Source organism: Pseudoalteromonas sp. M8 (genome assembly GCF_018141365.1).
Lineage (GTDB): Bacteria > Pseudomonadota > Gammaproteobacteria > Enterobacterales > Alteromonadaceae > Pseudoalteromonas.
Window position 1 is genome coordinate 357,072 of the sequence record NZ_CP047240.1, and the last position, 25,774, is coordinate 382,845.

General features: G+C 45.2%; 10 protein-coding genes and 3 rRNA genes. 11 read left to right on the forward strand and 2 right to left on the reverse strand.

The genetic code is table 11. The features are described 5' to 3' along the window. Window positions 1-224 precede the first annotated feature (224 nt). The 11 genes from rpoB to GSF13_RS06815 all read left to right on the forward strand — a co-directional run bounded on the left by rpoB (window position 225) and on the right by GSF13_RS06815 (window position 22,240). The gene (gene rpoB / locus GSF13_RS06765; RefSeq protein ID WP_211867574.1) at window positions 225-4,250 is read left to right on the forward strand and encodes a DNA-directed RNA polymerase subunit beta; all 4,026 of its coding nucleotides are present in this window, start codon (window positions 225-227) and stop codon (window positions 4,248-4,250) included. Window positions 4,251-4,359: 109 nt separating this feature from the next. Then, window positions 4,360-8,541, forward strand: a complete 4,182-nt coding sequence (gene rpoC / locus GSF13_RS06770) for a DNA-directed RNA polymerase subunit beta' (RefSeq protein ID WP_039494556.1) — start codon at window positions 4,360-4,362, stop codon at window positions 8,539-8,541. A 350-nt stretch (window positions 8,542-8,891) separates the two neighbouring features. After that, window positions 8,892-9,266 (forward strand): 30S ribosomal protein S12, encoded by a 375-nt coding sequence (rpsL, locus tag GSF13_RS06775; RefSeq protein WP_010367657.1) that lies wholly within the window; start codon window positions 8,892-8,894, stop codon window positions 9,264-9,266. A 101-nt stretch (window positions 9,267-9,367) separates the two neighbouring features. Continuing rightward, the gene (rpsG, locus tag GSF13_RS06780) at window positions 9,368-9,838 is read left to right on the forward strand and encodes a 30S ribosomal protein S7 (RefSeq protein WP_010376219.1); all 471 of its coding nucleotides are present in this window, start codon (window positions 9,368-9,370) and stop codon (window positions 9,836-9,838) included. A gap of 27 nt (window positions 9,839-9,865) precedes the next feature. Next, window positions 9,866-11,980, forward strand: a complete 2,115-nt coding sequence (fusA, locus tag GSF13_RS06785; protein WP_102055956.1) for an elongation factor G — start codon at window positions 9,866-9,868, stop codon at window positions 11,978-11,980. Between the two features lie 57 nt (window positions 11,981-12,037). Further along, on the forward strand, window positions 12,038-13,222 hold the full coding sequence (tuf, locus tag GSF13_RS06790; protein ID WP_119230648.1) for an elongation factor Tu: 1,185 nt from the start codon (window positions 12,038-12,040) through the stop codon (window positions 13,220-13,222). A gap of 1,249 nt (window positions 13,223-14,471) precedes the next feature. Then, window positions 14,472-16,004 (forward strand): 16S ribosomal RNA (locus GSF13_RS06795). Between the two features lie 266 nt (window positions 16,005-16,270). Continuing rightward, window positions 16,271-19,248: ribosomal RNA gene (locus tag GSF13_RS06800) — 23S ribosomal RNA — on the forward strand. A gap of 239 nt (window positions 19,249-19,487) precedes the next feature. Then, window positions 19,488-19,601 (forward strand): 5S ribosomal RNA (gene rrf, locus GSF13_RS06805). Together the 16S, 23S and 5S rRNA genes form the textbook arrangement of a ribosomal RNA operon. A 486-nt stretch (window positions 19,602-20,087) precedes the next feature. Further along, window positions 20,088-20,702, forward strand: coding sequence for a trimeric intracellular cation channel family protein (locus GSF13_RS06810; protein WP_039492969.1), 615 nt, complete (start codon window positions 20,088-20,090; stop codon window positions 20,700-20,702). A 17-nt stretch (window positions 20,703-20,719) separates the two neighbouring features. Continuing rightward, window positions 20,720-22,240, forward strand: coding sequence for a YifB family Mg chelatase-like AAA ATPase (locus GSF13_RS06815; protein ID WP_211867576.1), 1,521 nt, complete (start codon window positions 20,720-20,722; stop codon window positions 22,238-22,240). Window positions 22,241-22,282: 42 nt separating this feature from the next. Here GSF13_RS06815 and GSF13_RS06820 read toward each other — a convergent pair whose 3' ends face one another. Next, window positions 22,283-22,978, reverse strand: a complete 696-nt coding sequence (locus GSF13_RS06820) for a response regulator transcription factor (RefSeq protein ID WP_010605961.1) — start codon at window positions 22,976-22,978, stop codon at window positions 22,283-22,285. A gap of 225 nt (window positions 22,979-23,203) precedes the next feature. Then, window positions 23,204-25,657 carry a prolyl oligopeptidase family serine peptidase gene (locus GSF13_RS06825; protein ID WP_211867578.1) on the reverse strand — a complete coding sequence of 818 codons (2,454 nt, stop codon included), beginning with the start codon at window positions 25,655-25,657 and terminating at the stop codon, window positions 23,204-23,206. Window positions 25,658-25,774: the final 117 nt, after the last annotated feature.

Sequence of the window (25,774 nt, forward strand, 5' to 3'; positions counted from 1 at the left end):
TTTTCAATAACTTAGAAGTTTTTGTTGAAAATCGCAATGGCATTTGAAGTAACACTGATTTGATGACATTAACGATTTGAATATAGCCTGAATTGTGCTCATATAAGCCGTTAGTTAAGCAAGTTAGTGTGACAATTTAGATGTTGTTATCATGGCTTAGATGCCAGTGAAGTCTGTTCAATTTTGGACAGGTTGGGTCAAAGATCAGCAAGCTGAGGAACCCCATGGCTTACTCTTATTCTGAAAAGAAACGTATCCGTAAGGATTTTGGTAAACGTCCACAGGTTTTGGACATACCTTTCCTACTGCAAATGCAGTTGGAATCGTTCGATAAGTTCATTGCGCCTGATGCCGATGGTGATACTGGATTGGAAGCTGCTTTCCGTTCTGTATTCCCTATCAAGAGCTACTCGGGCAATTCTGAACTTCAATACGTCAGTTATCGTATTGGCGAGCCAGTATTTGACGTTAAAGAATGTCAAATTCGCGGTGTGACATATTCTGCTCCACTTCGCGTTAAACTACGTCTTGTGCTAATGGACAAAGATGCACCTGGCACAGTCAAAGACATAAAAGAGCAAGAAGTTTACATGGGCGAAATCCCGCTCATGACAGACACCGGTACTTTTGTAATCAATGGTACTGAGCGTGTTATCGTTTCTCAGCTACACCGTTCACCTGGTGTATTCTTTGATAACGACCGTGGTAAATCACACTCATCTGGTAAAGTGTTATATAACGCACGTGTGATCCCTTACCGTGGTTCATGGCTTGACTTTGAATTCGACGTTAAAGATAACCTTTACGTTCGTATTGACCGTCGCCGTAAACTACCAGCATCTATCATCTTACGTGCGCTAGAGTTCACTTCAGACGAAATCTTGGCACTATTTTTTGAAACGACAAGTTTCGAAGTAAAAGATGGCAAAGTGTTGATGGAACTTGTGCCTTCACGCCTACGTGGTGAAACCGCTGCATTTGATATTAAAGATGCAAACGGTGACGTATTGGTTGAAAAAGGCCGTCGTATTACTGCACGCCACATTAAGAGCATCGAAAAGCAAGGCATCGACACTCTTGAAGTACCGCATGAGTACATCATCGGTCGTGTTGTTGCTAAAAACTATATCGACGAATCAACAGGCGAAGTGATTGCAGAAGCGAACTCTGAACTATCACTAGAGCTTATGGCTGAATTGGTGAAAGCGGGTCACTCAAAGATCGATACGCTTTACATCAACGAAGTAGACAGCGGTGCGTACATGTCAGAGACATTACGTGTTGATTCTACTAACAATCGCCTAGAAGCATTGGTAGAAATCTATCGCATGATGCGCCCTGGTGAGCCACCAACAAAAGAAGCTGCAGAAGCGTTATTTGATAACCTATTCTTCTCTGAAGAGCGCTACGACCTTTCAACTGTTGGTCGTATGAAGTTCAATAGCCGTGTTGGTTATGATTCAGATACAGGCCCAGGTACACTGAGCAAAGAAGATATCGTTTCAGTAATGAAAGTATTGATCGATATCCGTAACGGTAAAGGTGAGGTTGATGATATTGACCACTTAGGTAACCGTCGTATCCGTTCAGTTGGTGAAATGGCTGAAAACCAATTCCGTGTTGGTTTAGTACGTGTTGAGCGTGCAGTTCGTGAGCGTTTAAGCTTAGGTGATCTTGATGCAGTAATGCCACAAGACCTAATCAATGCTAAGCCTATTTCTGCAGCGGTTAAAGAATTCTTCGGTTCATCGCAGTTATCTCAGTTTATGGACCATAACAACCCGCTTTCAGAAGTAACGCACAAGCGTAAAATCTCTGCATTAGGTCCTGGTGGTCTAACGCGTGAGCGCGCAGGCTTCGAAGTACGTGACGTTCACGTAACTCACTACGGTCGTGTATGTCCAATCGAAACGCCTGAAGGTCCGAACATCGGTCTAATCAACTCGCTTTCAACATACGCACGTACTAACGACTATGGTTTCCTAGAAACGCCATACCGTAAAGTAATTGACGGCGTTGTAACTGACGAAGTTGATTACCTATCTGCAATCGAAGAAGGCCAGTTTGTAATTGCACAGGCAAACGCAAACTTAACTGAAGAAAACCGTTTTGTTGATGAGCAAATTCCATGTCGTCACAAAGGTGAATCAACCTTTATGCCTAGCGACAGCATTCAATATATGGATGTATCGCCACAACAGGTTATCTCAGTTGCAGCAGCACTTATCCCATTCCTAGAACACGATGATGCGAACCGTGCACTAATGGGATCGAACATGCAACGTCAAGCAGTACCAACATTACGTGCAGACAAGCCGTTAGTAGGTACAGGTATCGAGCGTACACTTGCGAAAGATTCAGGTGTAACAATCGTTGCTAAGCGTGGCGGTGTTGTTAAGTATGCTGACGCAAGCCGTATCGTAGTTAACGTAAATGAAGAAGAGCGCATCCCAGGTGAAGCGGGCATCGACATTTACAACTTAACTAAATACACACGTTCTAACCAAAACACGTGTATCAACCAGAAGCCAACTTGTATGGTTGGTGAGCCGGTTGTGCGTGGTGACGTATTAGCAGATGGTCCTTCGACTGACTTAGGTGACTTAGCACTAGGTCAAAACCTTCGCGTGGCATTCATGCCATGGAATGGTTATAACTTCGAGGATTCAATCTTACTATCTGAGAACGTTGTAAAAGAAGATCGTCTAACAACAATCCATATTCAAGAACTTCAGTGTATCGCACGTGATACTAAGCTTGGTCCTGAAGAGATCACAGCTGATATTCCAAATGTAGGTGAGTCTGCACTTGGTAAACTGGATGAGTCTGGCGTTGTTTACATCGGTGCAGAAGTAAAAGGTGGCGACATCCTTGTAGGTAAAGTAACACCTAAAGGCGAAACGCAACTTACTCCTGAAGAAAAGCTACTACGTGCTATCTTCGGTGAAAAAGCATCTGATGTTAAAGACAGCTCACTACGCGTACCAAACTCTGTAACTGGTACAGTTATTGACGTACAAGTATTCACTCGTGACGGCGTTGAAAAAGACAAGCGTGCGTTAGAAGTTGAAGACATGCAGCTTCGTGAAGCGAAGAAAGACTTCAACGAAGAGTTCAGAATTCTTGAAGGCGGTATTTTAACACGCGTACGTACATTACTTGTACAAGCGGGTCTAAGTGAAGAAAAAGTAGCTGAGCTAAGCACTGACAAGCTACTTACTCAAAGCCTAGCTGATGAACAGCAACAAGCTGATCTTGAGCAACTTGCTGCACAGTACGATGAGCTTAAAGCTGAATACGACAAGAAGTTCGAAAACAAGCGTCGCAAGATCACTCAAGGTGATGACCTAGCACCAGGCGTACTTAAGATTGTTAAAGTATACCTAGCTGTTAAACGTCGTATCCAACCAGGTGATAAGATGGCTGGTCGTCACGGTAACAAAGGTGTTATCTCGACAATCGTACCAGTAGAAGACATGCCATACGATGATAAAGGTCGTACTGTAGATATCGTACTTAACCCGCTGGGTGTACCATCTCGTATGAACATCGGTCAGATCCTAGAAACTCACATGGGTCTAGCTGCTCGTGGTATCGGCGAACGTCTTGAAGAAATGATGAAAGAGCAACGCGAAATTCACGAGCTACGCGAATTCATCAAGAAAGCTTACGAAATCGGTGACTGCCGTCAGAAAGTAGATATTGCTAACTTCTCTGATGATGAAATCCGTCGCTTGGCAGATAACCTTAAAGGTGGTCTTCCAATCGCAACACCAGCATTTGATGGTGCACGTGAAGCTGAAATCAAAGACATGCTAGAGCTTGGTGGTTATCCAAGAAGTGGTCAGGTAACGTTATATGATGGTCGTACTGGTGATGCATTTGAGCGTCAAGTAACAGTAGGCTACATGTACATGCTGAAACTGAACCACCTTGTTGATGACAAGATGCACGCGCGTTCAACAGGTTCTTACAGCCTAGTTACTCAGCAGCCGCTGGGTGGTAAGGCACAGTTCGGTGGTCAGCGTTTCGGTGAGATGGAGGTATGGGCACTAGAAGCATACGGTGCTGCCTACACACTACAAGAAATGTTGACAGTGAAGTCGGATGACGTTAACGGTCGTACTAAGATGTATAAGAACATCGTAGACGGTAACCACAAGATGGAACCGGGTATGCCTGAGTCGTTCAACGTACTGTTGAAAGAAATCCGCTCGCTAGGTATCAACATCGAGTTGGAAGAAATTTAATCCGACCGCCGCAGTGCGCTGCGGCGTTGCATAACTGCAACCGGACTGAAAAGAATGTAGGGGTGAGCGTGGCTTGCCCTCAAGATTAACCTCCGACAGGAGAGCTAAGGTGAAAGACTTACTTAAGTTTCTGAAGCAACAAAATAAGACCGAAGAATTCGATGCAATTCGTATTGGTCTTGCTTCGCCAGACATGGTGCGTTCATGGTCTTACGGTGAAGTAAAGAAACCTGAGACAATCAACTACCGTACTTTCAAGCCTGAGCGTGATGGCTTATTCTGTGCCCGTATCTTCGGCCCAGTAAAAGATTACGAGTGTTTGTGTGGTAAATACAAGCGCTTGAAGCACCGTGGTGTTATCTGTGAAAAGTGTGGCGTTGAAGTAACGCTAACAAAAGTACGTCGTGACCGTATGGGTCACATCGAGCTGGCTAGCCCAGTTGCGCATATTTGGTTCTTGAAATCACTTCCGTCACGTATCGGCCTAATGCTAGATATGACGCTTCGTGATATCGAGCGCGTACTTTATTTTGAATCATTCGTGGTAACTGAGCCAGGTATGACTACGCTTGAGCGCGGTCAACTACTAGGTGAAGAAGAATACCTAGATGCACTTGAAGAGCACGGTGATGAGTTTGAAGCGAAGATGGGTGCAGAAGCTGTACTTGATCTACTTCGTGACCTAGACCTTGGTCAGTTAATCGCTGAAATGCGTGAAGAGTTGCCAACAATCAACTCTGAAACTAAGCGTAAGAAAATCACTAAGCGTCTTAAACTAATGGAAGCGTTCCACCAATCAGGTAACAACCCTGAGTGGATGGTAATGAGCGTGCTACCGGTTCTTCCACCAGATCTACGTCCTCTAGTACCACTAGACGGCGGTCGTTTTGCGACTTCAGATCTGAACGACCTTTACCGTCGTGTGATCAACCGTAACAACCGTTTGAAGCGTCTTCTAGACCTAGCTGCACCAGACATCATCGTACGTAACGAAAAGCGTATGCTTCAAGAAGCGGTTGATGCGCTACTTGATAATGGTCGTCGTGGCCGTGCAATTACAGGTTCTAACAAGCGTCCACTGAAGTCGCTTGCTGACATGATCAAAGGTAAGCAAGGTCGTTTCCGTCAAAACCTTCTAGGTAAGCGTGTTGACTACTCAGGCCGTTCTGTTATCACCGTTGGTCCTACGCTGAAACTACATCAGTGTGGTCTACCTAAGAAGATGGCACTTGAGCTATTCAAGCCATTTATCTACGGTAAACTAGAGCGCCGTGGTATGGCGACAACCATCAAAGCTGCGAAGAAGATGGTTGAGCGTGAAGTACCAGAAGTTTGGGACGTACTAGACGAAGTTATCCGTGAGCACCCGGTTTTACTTAACCGTGCGCCAACACTTCACCGTCTAGGTATCCAAGCATTCGAACCTGTACTTATCGAAGGTAAAGCGATTCACCTGCACCCGCTAGTGTGTGCGGCGTATAACGCTGACTTCGATGGTGACCAAATGGCTGTTCACGTACCACTGACGCTTGAAGCGCAGTTGGAAGCGCGTGCATTGATGATGTCTACCAACAACATTCTAGCGCCAGCTAACGGTGAACCAATCATCGTTCCTTCACAGGACGTTGTACTAGGTCTTTACTACATGACTCGCGATCGTATCAACGGTAAAGGTGAAGGCACTGTATTTAAAGATGCTAAAGAAGCTGAAAAAGCATACCGTGTAGGTGCAGCTGAGCTTCACGCTCGTGTTAAAGTGCGTATCACAGAAGTGACTATCGACGAAGAAACACGTGAGCGCGGCACGTTAACTCACCTAGTAGATACGACAGTAGGTCGTGCAATCCTTTCATTGAATATCCCTGAAGGCTTGCCGTTTGAACTGATCAACAAACCACTAGGTAAGAAACAAATTTCCGGTCTTCTTAACGAGTGTTACCGTCGTCTAGGTCTTAAAGATACTGTTATCTTTGCTGACCAAGTGATGTATACCGGTTTCCACTACGCGATGAAATCAGGTGTTTCTATCGGTATCAATGACATGGTAATCCCACCAACTAAAGGTGAGATCATCGATCGTGCGGAAGCTGAAGTTGCAGAAATCAACCAACAGTTCCAATCAGGTCTTGTAACTGCCGGTGAGAAATACAACAAAGTTATTGATATCTGGTCACGTGTAAACGAAAACCTTTCTCGCGAGATGATGGCTAACCTTTCAAAAGAAACGGTTATCAATGCTGAAGGTAACGAAGAAGAGCAACCGTCATTTAACTCAGTGTTTATGATGGCAGACTCAGGCGCTCGTGGTAGTGCTGCTCAGATCCGTCAGCTAGCGGGTATGCGTGGTCTAATGGCACGTCCAGATGGTTCAATCATCGAAACGCCAATTACAGCGAACTTCCGTGAAGGTCTAAACGTACTGCAGTACTTTATCTCGACGCACGGTGCGCGTAAGGGTCTAGCGGATACGGCACTTAAGACAGCGAACTCGGGTTACCTAACTCGTCGTCTAGTAGACGTAGCACAGGATTTGGTTATCAATGAATCAGACTGTGGTACCGAAGAAGGTCTAGTAATGAAGCCGCTAATTGAAGGTGGTGACGTTGTAGAGCCGCTTCGTGAGCGCGTACTAGGTCGTGTTGTTGCTGAAGACGTGGTTAAGCCTGGTACAACAGAAGTACTTGTTGAACGTAACGTAATGATTGACGAAAAACTGTGTGACCTTCTAGAAGAGCACTCAGTAGACGAAGTTAAAGTACGTTCTGTAATCACCTGTCAAAACGACTTTGGTGTGTGTGCACACTGTTATGGTCGTGACTTGGCACGTGGCCACATCATCAACCCTGGTGAAGCAGTTGGTGTAATCGCGGCACAGTCAATCGGTGAGCCGGGTACACAGCTTACGATGCGTACATTCCACATCGGTGGTGCGGCATCACGAGCTTCTGCAGAGAACAGTGTTCAAGTTAAGAACAATGGTAATCTGAAACTTCACAATGCTAAGTTTGTAATCAATGCTGATGGCAAAATCGTTATCACGTCTCGTTCAACTGAGATCACGATAATCGATGAGCACGGTCGTGAGAAAGAGCGTTATAAAGTTCCTTACGGTGCAGTATTAACTGTACAAGATGGTGCTGACGTTAAAGGTAACGATATCGTTGCTACTTGGGACCCGCATAGTCACCCAATCATCATTGAACATGAGTCAAAAGTATCGTTCAGCGATATTGATGATTCAAACACTGAAGCACAGACTGATGAATTAACTGGTCTAACACGTGTGGTTGTTAAGGATCTTGCGAAAGTAAACGCGAAAGAGCCTAAACTAATCATTGAGAACGAAGAACGTGGTCTTCAAGAGATCCGTCTACCTTCATTCACAACGATTGAAATCACAGATGGTGCAACAGTACTACCTGGTTCGGTACTGGCTCGTATTCCACAAGAAGGTTCAAAGACTCGTGACATCACGGGTGGTCTACCTCGAGTTGCTGACCTATTCGAAGCGCGTAAGCCAAAAGATCCTGCAATTCTTGCAGAAATCACAGGTACCGTTAGCTTCGGTAAAGAGACTAAAGGTAAGAAACGTCTTGTGATCACACCGGAAGAGGGTGATGCATACGAAGAGATGATCCCGAAATGGCGTCAGCTTAACGTGTTCGAAGGTGAGCAAGTGGCTAAAGGTGAAGTAATCGCCGATGGTCCAGAGTCTCCGCACGACATCCTACGTCTACGTGGTGTTACTGATGTATCTAACTACATCACTAACGAAGTACAAGAAGTATACCGCCTACAGGGCGTAAAGATTAACGATAAGCACATTGAGACTATCGTTCGTCAGATGCTTCGTAAGTGTATCATCCTTGACGGTGGTGACAGTGAGTTCCTAGTAGGCGAGCAAGCTGAAGTTGCACGTGTAAACATCGCTAACCGTGAACTAGAAATGCAAGGTAAGATCCCAGCTAAGTTTGAAATCCAACTAATGGGTATTACTAAAGCGTCACTTGCGACTGAATCGTTTATTTCTGCGGCATCGTTCCAGGAAACAACACGTGTTCTAACCGAAGCTGCGGTTAACGGTAAGAGCGATGAGCTACGTGGTCTGAAAGAAAACGTAATCGTGGGTCGTTTGATCCCTGCGGGTACAGGTTTCGCATACCATGAAGAGCGCATCAACCGTCGTAAGCAAGGTGAAGCAGCTGTTGAAGAGCAAACAGTAAGTGCTGAAGAGGCAACTCAAGCGCTAACAGATGCACTAAACGCTGATTTACTAGGTGGCAACGAGTAATCCTCGCCATTTAGCTAATTAATTGAAAAACCGCTGTGTGAATGCAGCGGTTTTTTTATGCCTTTTCAACTCGCTGGTCGAATTGCCATCAAAGCGTCACATCAATATGTATACTGCAACAAAGGTTTTTCAATGCAATCGTCAACTTTTGTTAACTTTCAATAGCTTCGCAGACAAAACCATCCGAATTGCATGCATTTACTTAGCGCTGATGACGACTTTTGGTTGACAGGTTAAACTTTGGTCATTAAAATTCGGCCACCCATTTTAGTCGTTCAAGAAAATTGGATTTGGCCTAAATGGTAAGATTTTATTTTTCAGTAGTAATTTATTAATTCAGGAGCTATTTAATGGCAACTATTAACCAGCTAGTGCGTAAGCCACGTCGTAGCAAGGTTACAAAGAGCAACTCAGCTGCTCTTAAAGCTTGTCCACAAAAGCGTGGTGTATGTACTCGCGTATATACAACAACACCTAAGAAACCAAACTCTGCATTACGTAAAGTAGCGCGTGTACGTTTAACTAACGGTTTCGAAGTAACTTCATACATTGGTGGTGAAGGTCACAACCTACAAGAGCACAGTGTAATCCTAATCCGTGGTGGTCGTGTTAAAGACTTACCAGGTGTGCGTTTCCACACTGTTCGTGGTGCACTTGACTGTGCAGGCGTAAACGACCGTAGACAGGCTCGTTCTAAGTACGGTGCAAAACGTCCTAAGGGCTAATGGTTCTCCGTTAGTAAGGCCAAGCACTTAAGTTTTAAATTTTTATATATTGTTTTGGGAATCCGTGTTTAGCACGGACCTGAAGATACCGGAGAAAGAAAATGCCTAGAAGACGCGTAATAGGTCAACGTAAAATTCTTCCAGATCCGAAGTTCGGATCAGAGCTTCTTGCTAAATTCGTTAACGTAGTAATGCTTGACGGCAAGAAATCTACTGCTGAAAAAATCGTATATGGTGCGCTAGACGTGGCTGCTGAAAAATCAGGCAAGTCGCACCTAGAAATCTTTGAATCTGCACTTGATAACGTTCGCCCACAGGTAGAGGTTAAATCTCGCCGTGTTGGTGGTTCAACGTACCAAGTACCAGTTGAAGTACGTCCAGTGCGTCGTAACGCACTAGGTATGCGTTGGTTGGTTGAAGCTGCACGTAAGCGTGGCGAAAAATCAATGGGTCTTCGTCTTGCTCAAGAGATGATCGACGCTGCTGAAAACAAAGGCACTGCGGTTAAGAAACGTGAAGACGTTCACCGTATGGCTGAAGCGAACAAAGCATTCGCTCACTACCGTTGGTAATCTGCTAACACCCTTTAAGAGGATATTATGGCACGGACAACTCCGATTGAGCGCTACCGTAACATTGGTATATGTGCTCACGTAGATGCGGGTAAAACAACTACGACCGAGCGCGTACTTTTCTATACTGGTCTTTCTCATAAGATTGGTGAGGTACACGACGGTGCCGCAACTATGGACTGGATGGAGCAGGAGCAAGAGCGTGGTATCACGATCACTTCTGCTGCAACGACGTGTTTCTGGAAAGGGATGGATGCTCAGTTTGATGAGCATCGTGTAAACATCATCGATACTCCAGGACACGTAGATTTTACTATCGAAGTAGAGCGTTCATTGCGCGTACTTGATGGTGCTGTTGTTGTGTTATGTGCTTCATCAGGTGTGCAACCGCAAACTGAGACCGTTTGGCGTCAGGCAAACAAATACGAAGTACCACGTATGATTTTCGTCAATAAGATGGATCGTACGGGGGCTAATTTCTTGTCTGTTGTTGAACAAGTTAAAAAACGTCTCGGTGCTACACCTGTGCCTATTCAGCTACCAATTGGTGCTGAAGATGAATTTAAAGGTGTTATTGACCTTATCAAGATGAAAGCGATTAACTGGAATGAAGAAGACCAGGGAATGACTTTCAACTATGAAGAGGTCCCTGCAGATCTTCTTGAGCTTGCTGAAGAATGGCGTTCTCATCTAATTGAGAGCGCTGCAGAAGCTTCTGAAGAGCTAATGGAAAAATATCTTGAAGATGGTGAGTTGAGCGAAGAAGAGATTAAATCAGCCCTTCGTCAACGCACATTGGCCAATGAAATTGTGCCAATGACGACAGGTAGTGCATTCAAGAACAAAGGTGTTCAGGCTGTGCTTGACGCTGTGATTGAATTCATGCCTTCGCCTACTGAAGTAAAAGCTATCCAAGGTGTCTTAGAAGACGAATCCGAAGATACGCGTGAAGCTGACGATAATGCACCGTTTGCGGCGCTTGCATTTAAGATCGCAACCGATCCATTCGTTGGCACACTTACTTTCTTCCGAGTTTACTCTGGTAAAGTTAGCCAAGGTGATTCGGTACTAAATCCTGTTAAAGGTAAAAAAGAGCGTTTTGGACGTATTGTTCAAATGCACTCAAACTCGCGTGAAGAGATTAAAGAAGTTCATGCGGGTGACATCGCGGCTGCTATCGGCCTAAAAGATGTAACTACTGGTGATACACTTTGTGCTCAAGAAGCGCCAATTACGTTAGAGCGTATGGAGTTTCCTGAGCCTGTAATCTCGGTCGCAGTAGAACCTAAAACAGTAGCTGACCAAGAAAAAATGGGCGTTGCGCTTGGTAAACTTGCAGCAGAAGATCCTTCATTCCGTGTAGAAACGGACGAAGAATCGGGTCAGACGATTATCTCTGGTATGGGTGAACTTCACTTAGATATCATTGTCGATCGGATGAAGCGTGAGTTTAACGTTGTGTGTAACGTTGGTAAGCCTCAGGTTGCATACCGCGAAACTATCCGAGCTTCTGTTGAAGCTGAAGGTAAGTTTGTGCGCCAATCTGGTGGTCGTGGTCAATATGGTCACGTTTGGTTGAAGCTAGAACCAATGGATGTCTCTGATGATGATGCGCCAATATACGAATTCGTTAACGAAATCGTAGGTGGTACAGTACCAAAAGAGTATATCCCAGCGGTTGATAAAGGTATTCAAGAGCAGATGAAGCAAGGTGTTCTTGCCGGTTATCCGCTATTGGGTGTTAAAGCTACTCTGTTTGATGGCTCGTTCCACGATGTTGACTCAAACGAGATGGCGTTTAAGATCGCAGGTTCGATGGGCTTTAGAAAGGGCGCGCTTGAAGCAAGTCCAGTTCTACTTGAGCCTGTCATGAAAGTAGAAGTAATCACCCCTGAAGAAAACATGGGTGATGTAGTAGGCGACTTAAACCGTCGTCGTGGCATAATTGAAGGCATGGAAGAAGCATTTGGTGGCTCGAAGCAAATTAATGCTCAGGTACCGCTTTCTGAAATGTTTGGTTATGCAACAGACTTACGCTCCGCTACACAAGGGCGCGCATCATACTCTATGGAATTCCTAAAGTATGCTGAAGCGGCTAAAAACGTAGCTGATGCAATAATTGCAGCTCGCGCTGTTAAGTAATTTTAGTTCGGTCCGGTCTTAGGGCTGGACTTTAATTTCTTTATAGGAAATTTGAAAATGGCAAAAGAAAAGTTTGAACGCGTAAAACCGCACGTAAACGTAGGTACAATCGGCCACGTTGACCACGGTAAAACAACTCTAACTGCAGCAATCACTAACGTACTTGCAAAAGTATACGGTGGTGAAGCAAAAGACTTCGCATCAATCGATAACGCTCCAGAAGAGCGTGAGCGTGGTATCACAATCTCAACTTCACACGTTGAGTATGACACACCAACTCGTCACTATGCACACGTAGACTGTCCAGGACACGCTGACTATGTTAAAAACATGATCACAGGTGCTGCACAGATGGACGGCGCGATCCTAGTAGTTGCAGCTACTGACGGTCCTATGCCTCAAACACGTGAGCACATCCTACTTTCTCGTCAGGTTGGTGTACCTTACATCATCGTATTCATGAACAAATGTGACATGGTTGACGACGAAGAGCTACTAGAGCTAGTAGAGATGGAAGTTCGTGAACTACTTTCTGAGTACGACTTCCCAGGTGATGACCTACCACTAATCCAAGGTTCAGCGCTTAAAGCACTAGAAGGCGAAGAGCAGTGGGAAGCGAAGATCGTTGAGCTTGCAGAAGCACTAGATTCTTACATCCCAGAGCCAGAGCGTGACATCGATAAGCCATTCATCATGCCTATCGAAGACGTATTCTCAATCCAGGGTCGTGGTACAGTAGTAACAGGCCGTGTAGAAGCTGGTATCATCAACGTGAACGACGAAGTAGAAATCGTAGGTATCAAAGAAACTACGAAGACAACTTGTACGGGTGTTGAGATGTTCCGTAAGCTTCTAGACGAAGGTCGTGCGGGTGAGAACATCGGTGCACTACTACGTGGTACTAAGCGTGATGAAGTAGAGCGTGGTCAAGTACTATGTAAGCCTGGTTCAATCAAGCCACACACAAAATTCACTTCAGAAGTATACGTACTTTCGAAAGATGAAGGTGGTCGTCACACTCCTTTCTTCAAAGGTTACCGTCCACAGTTCTACTTCCGTACAACAGACGTAACTGGTGACATCCAGCTACCAGACGGCGTAGAAATGGTAATGCCAGGCGACAACATCAAGATGACTGTTGAGCTAATCGTACCAATCGCGATGGACGAAGGTCTACGTTTCGCTATCCGTGAAGGTGGCCGTACAGTAGGTGCTGGTGTTGTAGCAACAATCGAAGAGTAATCTTCGTAGCAGCGATTTTATATCGCGACCAGCAAAAAAAGGTCGTTCTCTGATAAAGAGTACGGCCTTTTTTAATGCCTTGTAGATGCGATTTTATATCGCGATCAATGAAAGGGTCATCCTCCAATAAGGCGTACAGACTTTTTAATGCCTCGTAGCAGCGATTTTATATCGCGACCAGTGAAAAGGGTCATTCTCAAATAAGAAATACAGATTTCTTAATACCTCGTAGCAGCGATTTTATATCGCGACCAGTGAAAAGGGTCATTCTCAAATAAGAAATACAGATTTCTTAATACCTCGTAGCAGCGATTTTATATCGCGACCAGTGAAAAGGGTCGTTCTCCAATAGGGCGTACAGACTTTTTAATACCTAGTAGCAGCGATTTTATATCGCGATCAATGAAAAGGGTCATTCTCCAATAAGGCGTACAGACTTTTTAATGCCTCGTAGCAGCGATTTTATATCGCGATCAATGAAAAGGGTCGTTCTCCAATAAGGCGTACAGACTTTTTGATACTTCGTAGCAGCGATTTTATATCGCGACCTGCGAACAGGGTCATTCCTAGCAATTCAAGAATTGTTCTGGAACCTTCTTATTAGGTGATATCCCCTCTTATAGAATAGTGCCTCAATAGTGTTGATAACACGCGGTACTATACATAAACGCTATACAATACCTCTATTTTGTTCTCTTTTTATACGGTCAAGTATCAAAAATAAGCGTTTCGCTTTATTTTTGCTCGAACAAACGTTTTTTCGCAATTTTCTTTAAAAAAAGGGTTGCACTAAAATCGGATCGCCCTATAATGCGACCCCACTGACACGGGGCGCTACGCTGAAAAGCAAAGTGGCAACGAGTTAGCGTCAAGTAAAACTTAAGTTCGAAACTTCTTCTCAAGAAATTCAAAATTAAGTGTTGACAAAAAATCGGGAATGCTTAGAATGCACATCCCTCGAAACAGCGAAATGTTTCGAAACGTTCTTTAAAAATATGAAGCAATCATCTGTGTGGGCACTCGTACAGATTGAGTTCTAACAGCAGATTCTAGTTCGCTAGATGACGCAAGCAAATTTAGAGTCTCAATTGAGCTGAGTGACCATAAGTTATTAAAAGATTCAGCCTTGAGCTGTTTTGATTTTACTTTTTTAAAAAGTGAAAATAATAACGCACAGTCAATTCGTTCTTGGAAACAAGAACAAAATCAGAATTCAATGAGCACGAAACTTAGGTTTCGAAAAAACTTTTAATTGAAGAGTTTGATCATGGCTCAGATTGAACGCTGGCGGCAGGCCTAACACATGCAAGTCGAGCGGTAACATTTCTAGCTTGCTAGAAGATGACGAGCGGCGGATGGGTGAGTAATGCTTGGGAACATGCCTTGAGGTGGGGGACAACCATTGGAAACGATGGCTAATACCGCATAACGTCTACGGACCAAAGGGGGCTTCGGCTCTCGCCTTTAGATTGGCCCAAGTGGGATTAGCTAGTTGGTGAGGTAAAGGCTCACCAAGGCGACGATCCCTAGCTGGTTTGAGAGGATGATCAGCCACACTGGAACTGAGACACGGTCCAGACTCCTACGGGAGGCAGCAGTGGGGAATATTGCACAATGGGCGCAAGCCTGATGCAGCCATGCCGCGTGTGTGAAGAAGGCCTTCGGGTTGTAAAGCACTTTCAGTCAGGAGGAAAGGTTAGTAGTTAATACCTGCTAGCTGTGACGTTACTGACAGAAGAAGCACCGGCTAACTCCGTGCCAGCAGCCGCGGTAATACGGAGGGTGCGAGCGTTAATCGGAATTACTGGGCGTAAAGCGTACGCAGGCGGTTTGTTAAGCGAGATGTGAAAGCCCCGGGCTTAACCTGGGAACTGCATTTCGAACTGGCAAACTAGAGTGTGATAGAGGGTGGTAGAATTTCAGGTGTAGCGGTGAAATGCGTAGAGATCTGAAGGAATACCGATGGCGAAGGCAGCCACCTGGGTCAACACTGACGCTCATGTACGAAAGCGTGGGGAGCAAACAGGATTAGATACCCTGGTAGTCCACGCCGTAAACGATGTCTACTAGGAGCTGGGGTCTTCGGACAACTTTTCCAAAGCTAACGCATTAAGTAGACCGCCTGGGGAGTACGGCCGCAAGGTTAAAACTCAAATGAATTGACGGGGGCCCGCACAAGCGGTGGAGCATGTGGTTTAATTCGATGCAACGCGAAGAACCTTACCTACACTTGACATACAGAGAACTTACCAGAGATGGTTTGGTGCCTTCGGGAGCTCTGATACAGGTGCTGCATGGCTGTCGTCAGCTCGTGTTGTGAGATGTTGGGTTAAGTCCCGCAACGAGCGCAACCCCTATCCTTAGTTGCCAGCGATTCGGTCGGGAACTCTAAGGAGACTGCCGGTGATAAACCGGAGGAAGGTGGGGACGACGTCAAGTCATCATGGCCCTTACGTGTAGGGCTACACACGTGCTACAATGGCAGGTACAGAGAGCAGCGAGCTAGCGATAGTGAGCGAATCCCTTAAAGCCTGTCGTAGTCCGGATTGGAGTCTGCAACTCGACTCCATGAAGTCGGAATCGCTAGTAATCGCAAATCAGAATGTTGCGGTGAATACGTTCCCGGGCCTTGTACACACCGCCCGTCACACCATGGGAGTGGGTTGCTCCAGAAGTGGATAGTCTAACCTTCGGGGGGACGTTCACCACGGAGTGATTCATGACTGGGGTGAAGTCGTAACAAGGTAGCCCTAGGGGAACCTGGGGCTGGATCACCTCCTTATACGATTTAGAACTTATTTGTTCGAAGTGTCCACACAGATGATTGTTGCTTGGCCTGATGGCTAAGTGATATTGCTCTTTAAAAATTTGGAAAAGCTGAAAAATTAAATTCTGATAGATAACGAAAGTTATTTATCGAGTTTTCGAAAGAAAATGCCGATTAATCATTTTTATGATTAATTAGCGTCTACTTTAGTATTCAATATTAACTTCTGGCGAAGTTAAACTGTCTTTAGCAGTACAACTTAAAACTATTTTGGGTTGTATGGTTAAGTGACTAAGCGTACACGGTGGATGCCTTGGCAGTTGGAGGCGATGAAGGACGTACTAACTTGCGATAAGCCTAGTCAAGCCAGTAAGAGGCGCTTGAGGCTAGGATTTCCGAATGGGGAAACCCACCTGCTTGCAGGTATCGTTAACTGAATACATAGGTTAACGAGGCGAACGCGGAGAACTGAAACATCTAAGTACCCGTAGGAAAAGAAATCAACCGAGATTCCGAAAGTAGCGGCGAGCGAAATCGGAGCAGCCCTTAAGCTTTAGTGTAGTTAGTGGAATATGCTGGAAAGCATGACGAAACAGGGTGATAGTCCCGTACACAAAAACTTATCTAAAGTGAAATCGAGTAGGTCGGAGCACGTGAAACTTTGACTGAATATGGGGGGACCATCCTCCAAGGCTAAATACTCCCAACTGACCGATAGTGAACCAGTACCGTGAGGGAAAGGCGAAAAGAACCCCTGTGAGGGGAGTGAAATAGAACCTGAAACCGTGTACGTACAAGCAGTAGGAGCCTACTTGTTGGGTGACTGCGTACCTTTTGTATAATGGGTCAGCGACTTATATTCTGTAGCGAGGTTAACCATTTAGGGGAGCCGTAGCGAAAGCGAGTCTTAACTGGGCGCTTAAGTTGCAGGGTATAGACCCGAAACCCGGTGATCTAGCCATGGGCAGGTTGAAGGTTGAGTAACATCAACTGGAGGACCGAACCCACTAACGTTGAAAAGTTAGGGGATGACCTGTGGCTAGGAGTGAAAGGCTAATCAAACCGGGAGATAGCTGGTTCTCCCCGAAATCTATTTAGGTAGAGCCTCGGACGAATACTTACGGGGGTAGAGCACTGTTAAGGCTAGGGGGTCATCCCGACTTACCAACCCTTTGCAAACTCCGAATACCGTAAAGTAATATCCGGGAGACACACGGCGGGTGCTAACGTCCGTCGTGGAGAGGGAAACAACCCAGACCGTCAGCTAAGGTCCCAAAGTGTATGTTAAGTGGGAAACGATGTGGGAAGGCTAAAACAGCTAGGAGGTTGGCTTAGAAGCAGCCACCCTTTAAAGAAAGCGTAATAGCTCACTAGTCGAGTCGGCCTGCGCGGAAGATGTAACGGGGCTAAACATACCACCGAAGCTACGGCTGCGAATATACCACCCAAACTATTTTAAGATTAACGTTGACGCACGAAGTGCCCAACGGTCAAGCGACCAACACGTTGAGTTGGCAAGAGATAGTTTCGGGGTATATTCGCGGGGTAGGGGAGCGTTCTGTAAGTGGCTGAAGGTGTGCCGGGAGGCATGCTGGACATATCAGAAGTGCGAATGCTGACATGAGTAACGACAAGAGGAGTGAAAAACTCCTCCGCCGGAAGACCAAGGGTTCCTATCCCATGTTAATCAGGGTAGGGTGAGTCGACCCCTAAGGCGAGGCTGAAGAGCGTAGTCGATGGGAAACGGGTTAATATTCCCGTACTCGGTATGAATGCGATGGGGGACGGAGCAGGCTAGGCAAGCATGGCGTTGGTTGTCCATGTGAAAGGCTGTAGGCTGGTGACTTAGGAAAATCCGGGTTGCCAAGGCTGAGAGTCGAGACGAGCCACCAAGGTGGTGAAGTTGTTGATGCCCTACTTCCAGGAAAAGCCTCTAAGCTTCAGTTTATACTGAATCGTACCCTAAACCGACACAGGTGGTCAGGTAGAGAATACTAAGGCGCTTGAGAGAACTCGGGTGAAGGAACTAGGCAAAATTGTACCGTAACTTCGGGAGAAGGTACGCTCTTGTTTGTGAAGGACTTGCTCTGTAAGCAAACGAGAGCCGCAGTGACCAGGTGGCTGGGACTGTTTATTAAAAACACAGCACTGTGCAAAATCGTAAGATGACGTATACGGTGTGACACCTGCCCGGTGCCGGAAGGTTAATTGATGGGGTTAGCTTAGGCGAAGCTCTTGATCGAAGCCCCGGTAAACGGCGGCCGTAACTATAACGGTCCTAAGGTAGCGAAATTCCTTGTCGGGTAAGTTCCGACCTGCACGAATGGTGTAACCATGGCCACGCTGTCTCCACCCGAGACTCAGTGAAATTGAAATCGCAGTGAAGATGCTGTGTACCCGCGGCTAGACGGAAAGACCCCGTGAACCTTTACTACAGCTTGGCACTGAACATTGACCCTACATGTGTAGGATAGGTGGGAGGCTTTGAAGCAGAGACGCTAGTTTCTGTGGAGCCGACCTTGAAATACCACCCTTGTAGTGTTGATGTTCTAACTTAGGCCCCTGAATCGGGGTTGAGGACAGTGCCTGGTGGGTAGTTTGACTGGGGCGGTCTCCTCCCAAAGAGTAACGGAGGAGCACGAAGGTTTGCTAAGTACGGTCGGACATCGTACGGTTAGTGTAATGGTAGAAGCAAGCTTAACTGCGAGACAGACACGTCGAGCAGGTACGAAAGTAGGTCATAGTGATCCGGTGGTTCTGAATGGAAGGGCCATCGCTCAACGGATAAAAGGTACTCCGGGGATAACAGGCTGATACCGCCCAAGAGTTCATATCGACGGCGGTGTTTGGCACCTCGATGTCGGCTCATCACATCCTGGGGCTGAAGTCGGTCCCAAGGGTATGGCTGTTCGCCATTTAAAGTGGTACGCGAGCTGGGTTTAGAACGTCGTGAGACAGTTCGGTCCCTATCTGCCGTGGGCGTTTGAGAATTGAGAGGGGCTGCTCCTAGTACGAGAGGACCGGAGTGGACGAACCGCTGGTGTTCGGGTTGTGATGCCAATTGCATTGCCCGGTAGCTACGTTCGGAACTGATAACCGCTGAAAGCATCTAAGCGGGAAGCAGGCCTCGAGATGAGTTCTCACTTTGACTTAGAGTCAACTGAAGGGCCGTTGAAGACTACAACGTTGATAGGCGAGATGTGGAAGTGCTGTGAGGCATTAAGCTAACTCGTACTAATTACCCGTGAGGCTTAACCATACAACGCCAAAGTGGTTTACTAGAATTGTTCCAGACAATTCCTAGCATGACCTCCATCCATGGAGGCCTTAGCTAACAGAAGTTAATAGACTAAAGTAGACAAAAGAATTTAATAGCTTTTCCGGATTTAAGAATTAAACAAGGTGACCAACCTAAGCGGTATCGCGAAATCGGTTCACCTTGCGCAAATGGAATGCTCGTGCGAGGCACGATGTCATTAGACATTTGCACCCAGTTTTCCTGGTGACTATAGCGTTTTGGACCCACCTGACCCCATGCCGAACTCAGAAGTGAAACAAAACAGCGTCGATGATAGTGTGGATTACCCATGTGAAAGTAGAACATCGCCAGGGCCAAATAAGAGAAACCCGTTGCAGCAATGCAACGGGTTTTTTGCTGTTTGAGGTATAGAGATTTGAGATATAAAACCTCGCAAGCCAATCAACACATCGCGAGGTGAACTCGCTCCTACCACAGTATCAGCACAGTGCAACATGGTAGATGGTTTACCCACCGATGGCTTGCAATGAAGTTCCGGAAAAAAACCATGTACATCAAAACCCGTTGCAGCAATGCGACGGGTTTTTTGCTGTTTGGGGTATAGAGATTTGAGATATAAAACCTCGCAAGCCAATCAACACATCGCGAGGTAAACTCGCTCCCACCATAGTATAATCATAGTGCAACATGGTAGATGGTTTATCCGCAAGCATTCATCCTAAACATTTCATAAAGTCACTTTTCTCACCACATTGAAAACTGTAAATATCGGCGATCCCACTACCTTTTGTGTGAGATCTTCGTTATGATTTTGCTTTTGTTTCACAACTAATTACGAAATGTCAGAACTCTATCATTGGTTTGATCTCTTGGGCGTCATGGTTTTTGCAATTTCGGGAACCTTAATTGCGCATAGTAAACATATGGATGGCTTTGGTGTGATTGTCCTTGCGACTGTAACTGGTATCGGGGGGGGAACATTACGAGACTTGATTTTAGATCAACCCGTTTTTTGGCTTCATGATACTAGCTATATTTACGCTATTTTATTTGCTGTCGCTGTGAGTATATGGTGGTTAAATCGGCATCAAAATATCCCAAGAACTGTACTGCAGGTTGCTGATGCCATTGGGCTTGCTTTTTTCGCTGTAATGGGAGTACAAAAGGCTTTAAGTATTGGAATGCCTGATACTACAGCTGTGATCATGGGCGTATTGACCGGGTGTTTTGGTGGAGTCATCAGAGACGTATTAGCTCGAGAAATCCCCCTTCTTTTAAAAGGAGAGTTATACGCGATCACCTGCATTTTTGGCGGGGTAGTCTATACTCAAGCAATTAAATTGGGCATGGCAACAGAGTACGTAATGGTATTATCTATGGCGGCAACCTTGTTATTGAGATTAGCAGCTATGCGATACCATTTGGTGTTACACGTATTTAACTATAAATATTAAGTAAGCAGGAGACATGGATGTCTTTAGCAAGAGTCTTCACTCGAGCACAAGTTGGTATTACCGCACCCGAGGTAATTGTTGAGGTGCACCTTAGCAATGGTTTACCTGCCTTTAGTATTGTTGGATTACCCGAAACCTCAGTTAAAGAAGCCAAAGAACGCGTCCGTAGTGCGCTTGTTAATGCTGGCTTTTTATTTCCAGAACAGCGTATCACAGTAAACTTAGCACCAGCAGATCTACCCAAAGACGGTGGCCGCTTTGACTTTGCAATCGCACTCGGTGTTCTTGTCGCATCAGGGCAGTTAGATAGCCATGCTATTGCTGATAAAGAGTTTTATGGTGAGCTTGCGTTAAATGGTGAGCTGAGGACGGTCACTGCGATTTTGCCATCTGTTATTGCAGCAGCGAAGGAGGGGCGAACTGCTTACCTACCTACTGGTAACGATGCAGTTGCGAGCCTTGCCGCTGATGCTAATCGTGTTGCTATAAGCTGCTTGCGTACAGCATGGTTAGGCTTAAGCGGCCAGCAATCACTTAGGTTTAATCAACTCTACCCAGACGATTTAAATATACAAGCTTCAGGTGGGAGCTTGCTGGATATGGCTGAAGTGAAAGGGCAAGAGGGGGCGAAGCGAGTACTAGAAATAGCTGCGGCAGGTGGGCATAACGTTTTATTTCTTGGTCCTCCGGGCACTGGAAAATCGATGCTTGCTCAGCGCCTGCCCACGATAATGCCATTAATGACGGATAATCAGGCGTTAGAAACGGCTTCTATCTATTCCATACTGGGAAAAACAATCAGCCAATCAAACTGGAAAACAAGGCCTTTTAGAGCTCCACATCATACTTGCTCTGCGGTAGCCTTGGTTGGAGGCTCATCGAACCCTAAGCCAGGGGAGATATCATTGTCAAATAATGGTGTTCTATTTTTGGACGAGTTACCAGAATTTGATAGGAAGGTACTGGATTCATTACGTGAGCCGATGGAAACGGGCATGGTAACGATTTCGCGCGCAGCTCGGCAAGTTGATTACCCTGCAAACTTTCAACTGATCGCAGCATTAAACCCCAGTCCTACAGGTTGTTACACTGACAAAAGAGCGTCTCCAGATCAAGTATTGCGCTATTTGGCTAAGATTTCAGGCCCATTTTTAGACCGAATAGATCTACAGGTAGAATTACCTCGTCTAAAAACAGAAGAGCTACAATCCCAGAGTAATGGAGAGTCTAGCGCGACAATAAGGGCTAGGGTGGAACAGGCCTATAAAACAGCTTTAGCACGTCAGGGAAAATGTAACGACCAACTGAGTGTAAAAGAGCTAAATCATATCTGCTATCTTGCTGATGCTGAACGCTTATTTCTAGCAAAAGCAGCAGAAAAACTAAAGCTATCACCACGTTCATATCATCGAATAATCAAGGTTGCACGTACCATTGCAGATCTGAGCTCTACACCTAATATTGGCTTATCACATTTAAAGGAAGCGCTTAGTTATCGCGCGTTGGAGAGGTTGTTAGGTCAGTTAACACAGTATTAGTAACGGCACTTCAATAGATAGGGAGTGTATTATTGGTAAAGGTTAAGCTGACAACATATAACCTTTACCGCGAACCGTAACAATGCGTTTTTGCTCTTTTTCATCGCCGAGTTTTTTGCGTAGTCGGCCAACTAAGACATCAACTGTTCTGTCACTTGGGCTCCAATCAGGTTGCCCAATGTCTTCTGAAATACGCTCTCTGGATGTTGCCCTTCCAGCATTGGAAATAAGACAAATCAACACTTTATGCTCAGCTTCGGTAAGTCGAGACTCAATGCCATGTTGATTGATTAAGGTACGGTTATCAGGGTGTAGTTTAAAGTCTGCATATTCGATAAATTCTTCCGATTCATCGTCTTTATTACCAACTAAACGTTTGTATAAGGCACGCATACGCAGTTCAAGCTCAAGCGTATCAACAGGCTTACAAACGTAGTCATCAGCACCTTGCGCAAGACCTGCGATTCTATCGGCTTGAGAGTCTCGACTAGAAAGCATGATGACACCAAGGTCTGATAAGGTATTAATTTCTTTCGCGAGTTGCAGGCCATCAGTGGCGGGTAAAACAACATCAACAATAGCAAGTGCAAATGGGTTTTGGGTTTGAGCTTGAATAAGCTCAAGCGCAGTAGCACCCGTATTGTCTACAGTGATACTGAACTCGGTATTTTCAAAGTGACTACACAGCCGCTTTGCTAAGAGTTCATCATCTTCAACTAATAAAACCTTTATGCTCATGTTTTCACTGTTAATTGTTGTTTAATTGTCGTAAATATAACACTGAGAGATCGCTGCTTGGAAGTGCATGAAACGAATTCTTACAACTCTCTATCTGGCACGTTAACCTGACAACCTAGTTCGATCAAGGGGAAACAGAGCTTTATTATTAAATTATATACAATGATGTGTTTGATTGCTGCTTCCATAAACAAAAAGGCGGCACACCGTGCCGCCTAGCGTTGATTACTTACCGTATAAATGTTCCCACCACTGTGGCTCTTGCTTTAAATGTTTGTCGAAAAAAGCAAGCATGGTGTTCCACCAATGGAAACGCTTGTCACGAGCAAAAATTTGATGATCTGCGCCTTTGTATTCGACCAATTCAACATCTTGGCCAAGGATCTTCAATGCAGTATACATATTGTGACTCTCACCTGGCGGCACATTGGTATCCGCGTCACCGTGAATTAACAATAATGGTGTTGTTACTTTATCTGCATTAAATACCGGGCTATGTTGTGAGTAAAGCGTTGGATTGTTCCAGGGGAAACTTCCTTTTGAGGCCTCGCCAGAATACAAATAGCCCCACCAGCCTTGACCCCAGTATGAAGTAATATTAGAAATACCGGCATGTGAGATAGAAGCTGAGAACAAATCAGTTTTTGTTGTCAGCAGCATAGTCATGAAGCCGCCGTAAGAAGCACCTAAATTACCTAAACGCTTGTCATCAACGAAAGGGTAGGCTTTCACAAACTCTTTGGTACCCATGATGATATCGTTAGCGGTGTGTTCACCCCAAGCATTGACATGTTCTGCTGAGAATTTCTGACCGAAACCTGTCGCACCAGTTGGTTGCAAGACATAAACAACATAGCCTTTTGCTGCCCATAAGTTAAATGGGTAACGTCCTGTAAAGCCACGAGTCACTGGAGAAGTACCACCGTAGTAATAAACAAGTGCTGGGTACTTTTTAGCTTTGTCTAAATCGTGTGGTAGATACACGCGGCCTTTAATCTCCACGCCTTCAGTATTAGTAAAATTAAACTCTTCTAGGTTGGCAATTTCCGCATTCTGGTATGCGATATTTGTTGAGTCCCAGAGCGTGTCTGCTCGCTTATCTGAGGTTGACATGGTTTTTAACTGTTGTGGAGTTGATGCAGTCGTTCCTGTGAATAAGATCTCTGGATTACGTTCACTCGACACAGAATAGTTGGCGACAACATCCAGCCCGGTGTTTAAGCGTTTGAAAGTAGACTTACTTTCGTCAAAGAGGAAAAGCTGTTGACGATCTTGGTCAGTCGCTTTTAGTACCAAATCGCCATTATTGAGTACGGTGAAGCTGCCTATGGCTGGGTCAAAGTTTTTACTCAGTGCTTTTACATTGTGGCCTTTGCGATCTATCCAATAGAGTTGGCCATCATAGTTATTCGCGAGCATACCTTCAGGTAAGTTGCGCCCCGCACCTTCTGCAAAATCAGGACCTGCAGTTACATAAATACCATTTTTAGTGTATTGCGCGCCGCTAAATGTACGATACTGACCAATAACACTTTGCTGATTGTTTGATAGATCGATTTCTATTAGCTCTGTCAACATGTGAGGAGGTTGCGCGTAGTCTTGCTTATTACGCGTTGCTAAAACCGTGTTTGCTTGTGCGTCAAAGTCGGCCAAGTTGTGGCTTTGTGCGCCAACGGTCACAGGATTAAGTAGCCCACTTTTGATATCGAGTAAGAAGATTTGCGATTGGGTCCGGGCATATGACCATCTATCTTCTAATCCTTGATAATGTTTAGTCAGTTTGCCTTCTTCTTTGCCGCTGTTGGTCCAAGCAAAAATAAGCGTGTCATTATCAAAAAACTCGATACTATTCGCGCCATTGAGCTTAGTAGCAACTTGAGTACGTTTAAAGGTTTTTAGATCAAGGATGTAAGCTTTATTATCTTTTAAATAAGTGAGTTTGCTGCTGTCATCACGCCATGCAAAGCTATTTGCACTCATACCATCGAAACTGTAAAGCATGTCACCATCTTCATTGTATAAAGCAGTTTCGGTGATTGCTGAGTTGCCTTTTTCATCATCGTAGTGGCGGACGGTCGAAATGTAATATTCGCCGTTAGGTGCAAGTGAGATAGCACTCACCGTTGGAGCATCAAACAACTGCTTTGCAGACAGCGCTTTGGTTTGTTTTTCTGTTAGCGTGATAACGTCATGCGCTGCTTCGCCTTCAAAGCTGAGAGCAACCTTATTCCAGTCATTTACCTGCTCAGCGATAACGAGGATTTGATGATCGCCCTTGACGACATCAAGCTGAACCTCTTTAACACCGGAGACTGGCTCTCCATTTAGAAAAACTTTGGCTTTCTCGATGCCCTCAAGCTTTAGCTTACCTGAAACAAAACGTTCAGTAGTGAAATTAAATTTTAGAGCCTGCAATCCAGGTATCGTTAATTGTGTAGTTTTGTTTAGAGGCTGCCATTTGCTTTCATTATTGAATAGCGTTACCTGTTTGGCGTCTTGTTGTAATGATGGTAGCAGGTTTTCAATAATTGCATCACGATGAGCTGTATCCGCTGGCTTTATTGTTGATTCGCCTGCGATGGGACCCAAAAATTGTATTTTTGATTCGTCTAATGGGCTTGCTGAAAGTTGTGTTGAGACTGCCGTAAATAGTAGAGTGACGGCTGTACGTAGTTTCATTTATGTGCGCCTATTGTAGGTAATTATATGATAAAACTATATCATAGTATTTTGAACCGGTTGTATTGCTGCGATAGACGTCCTAAATTTAATAGTCTGTGTTGATAAGCAACATAA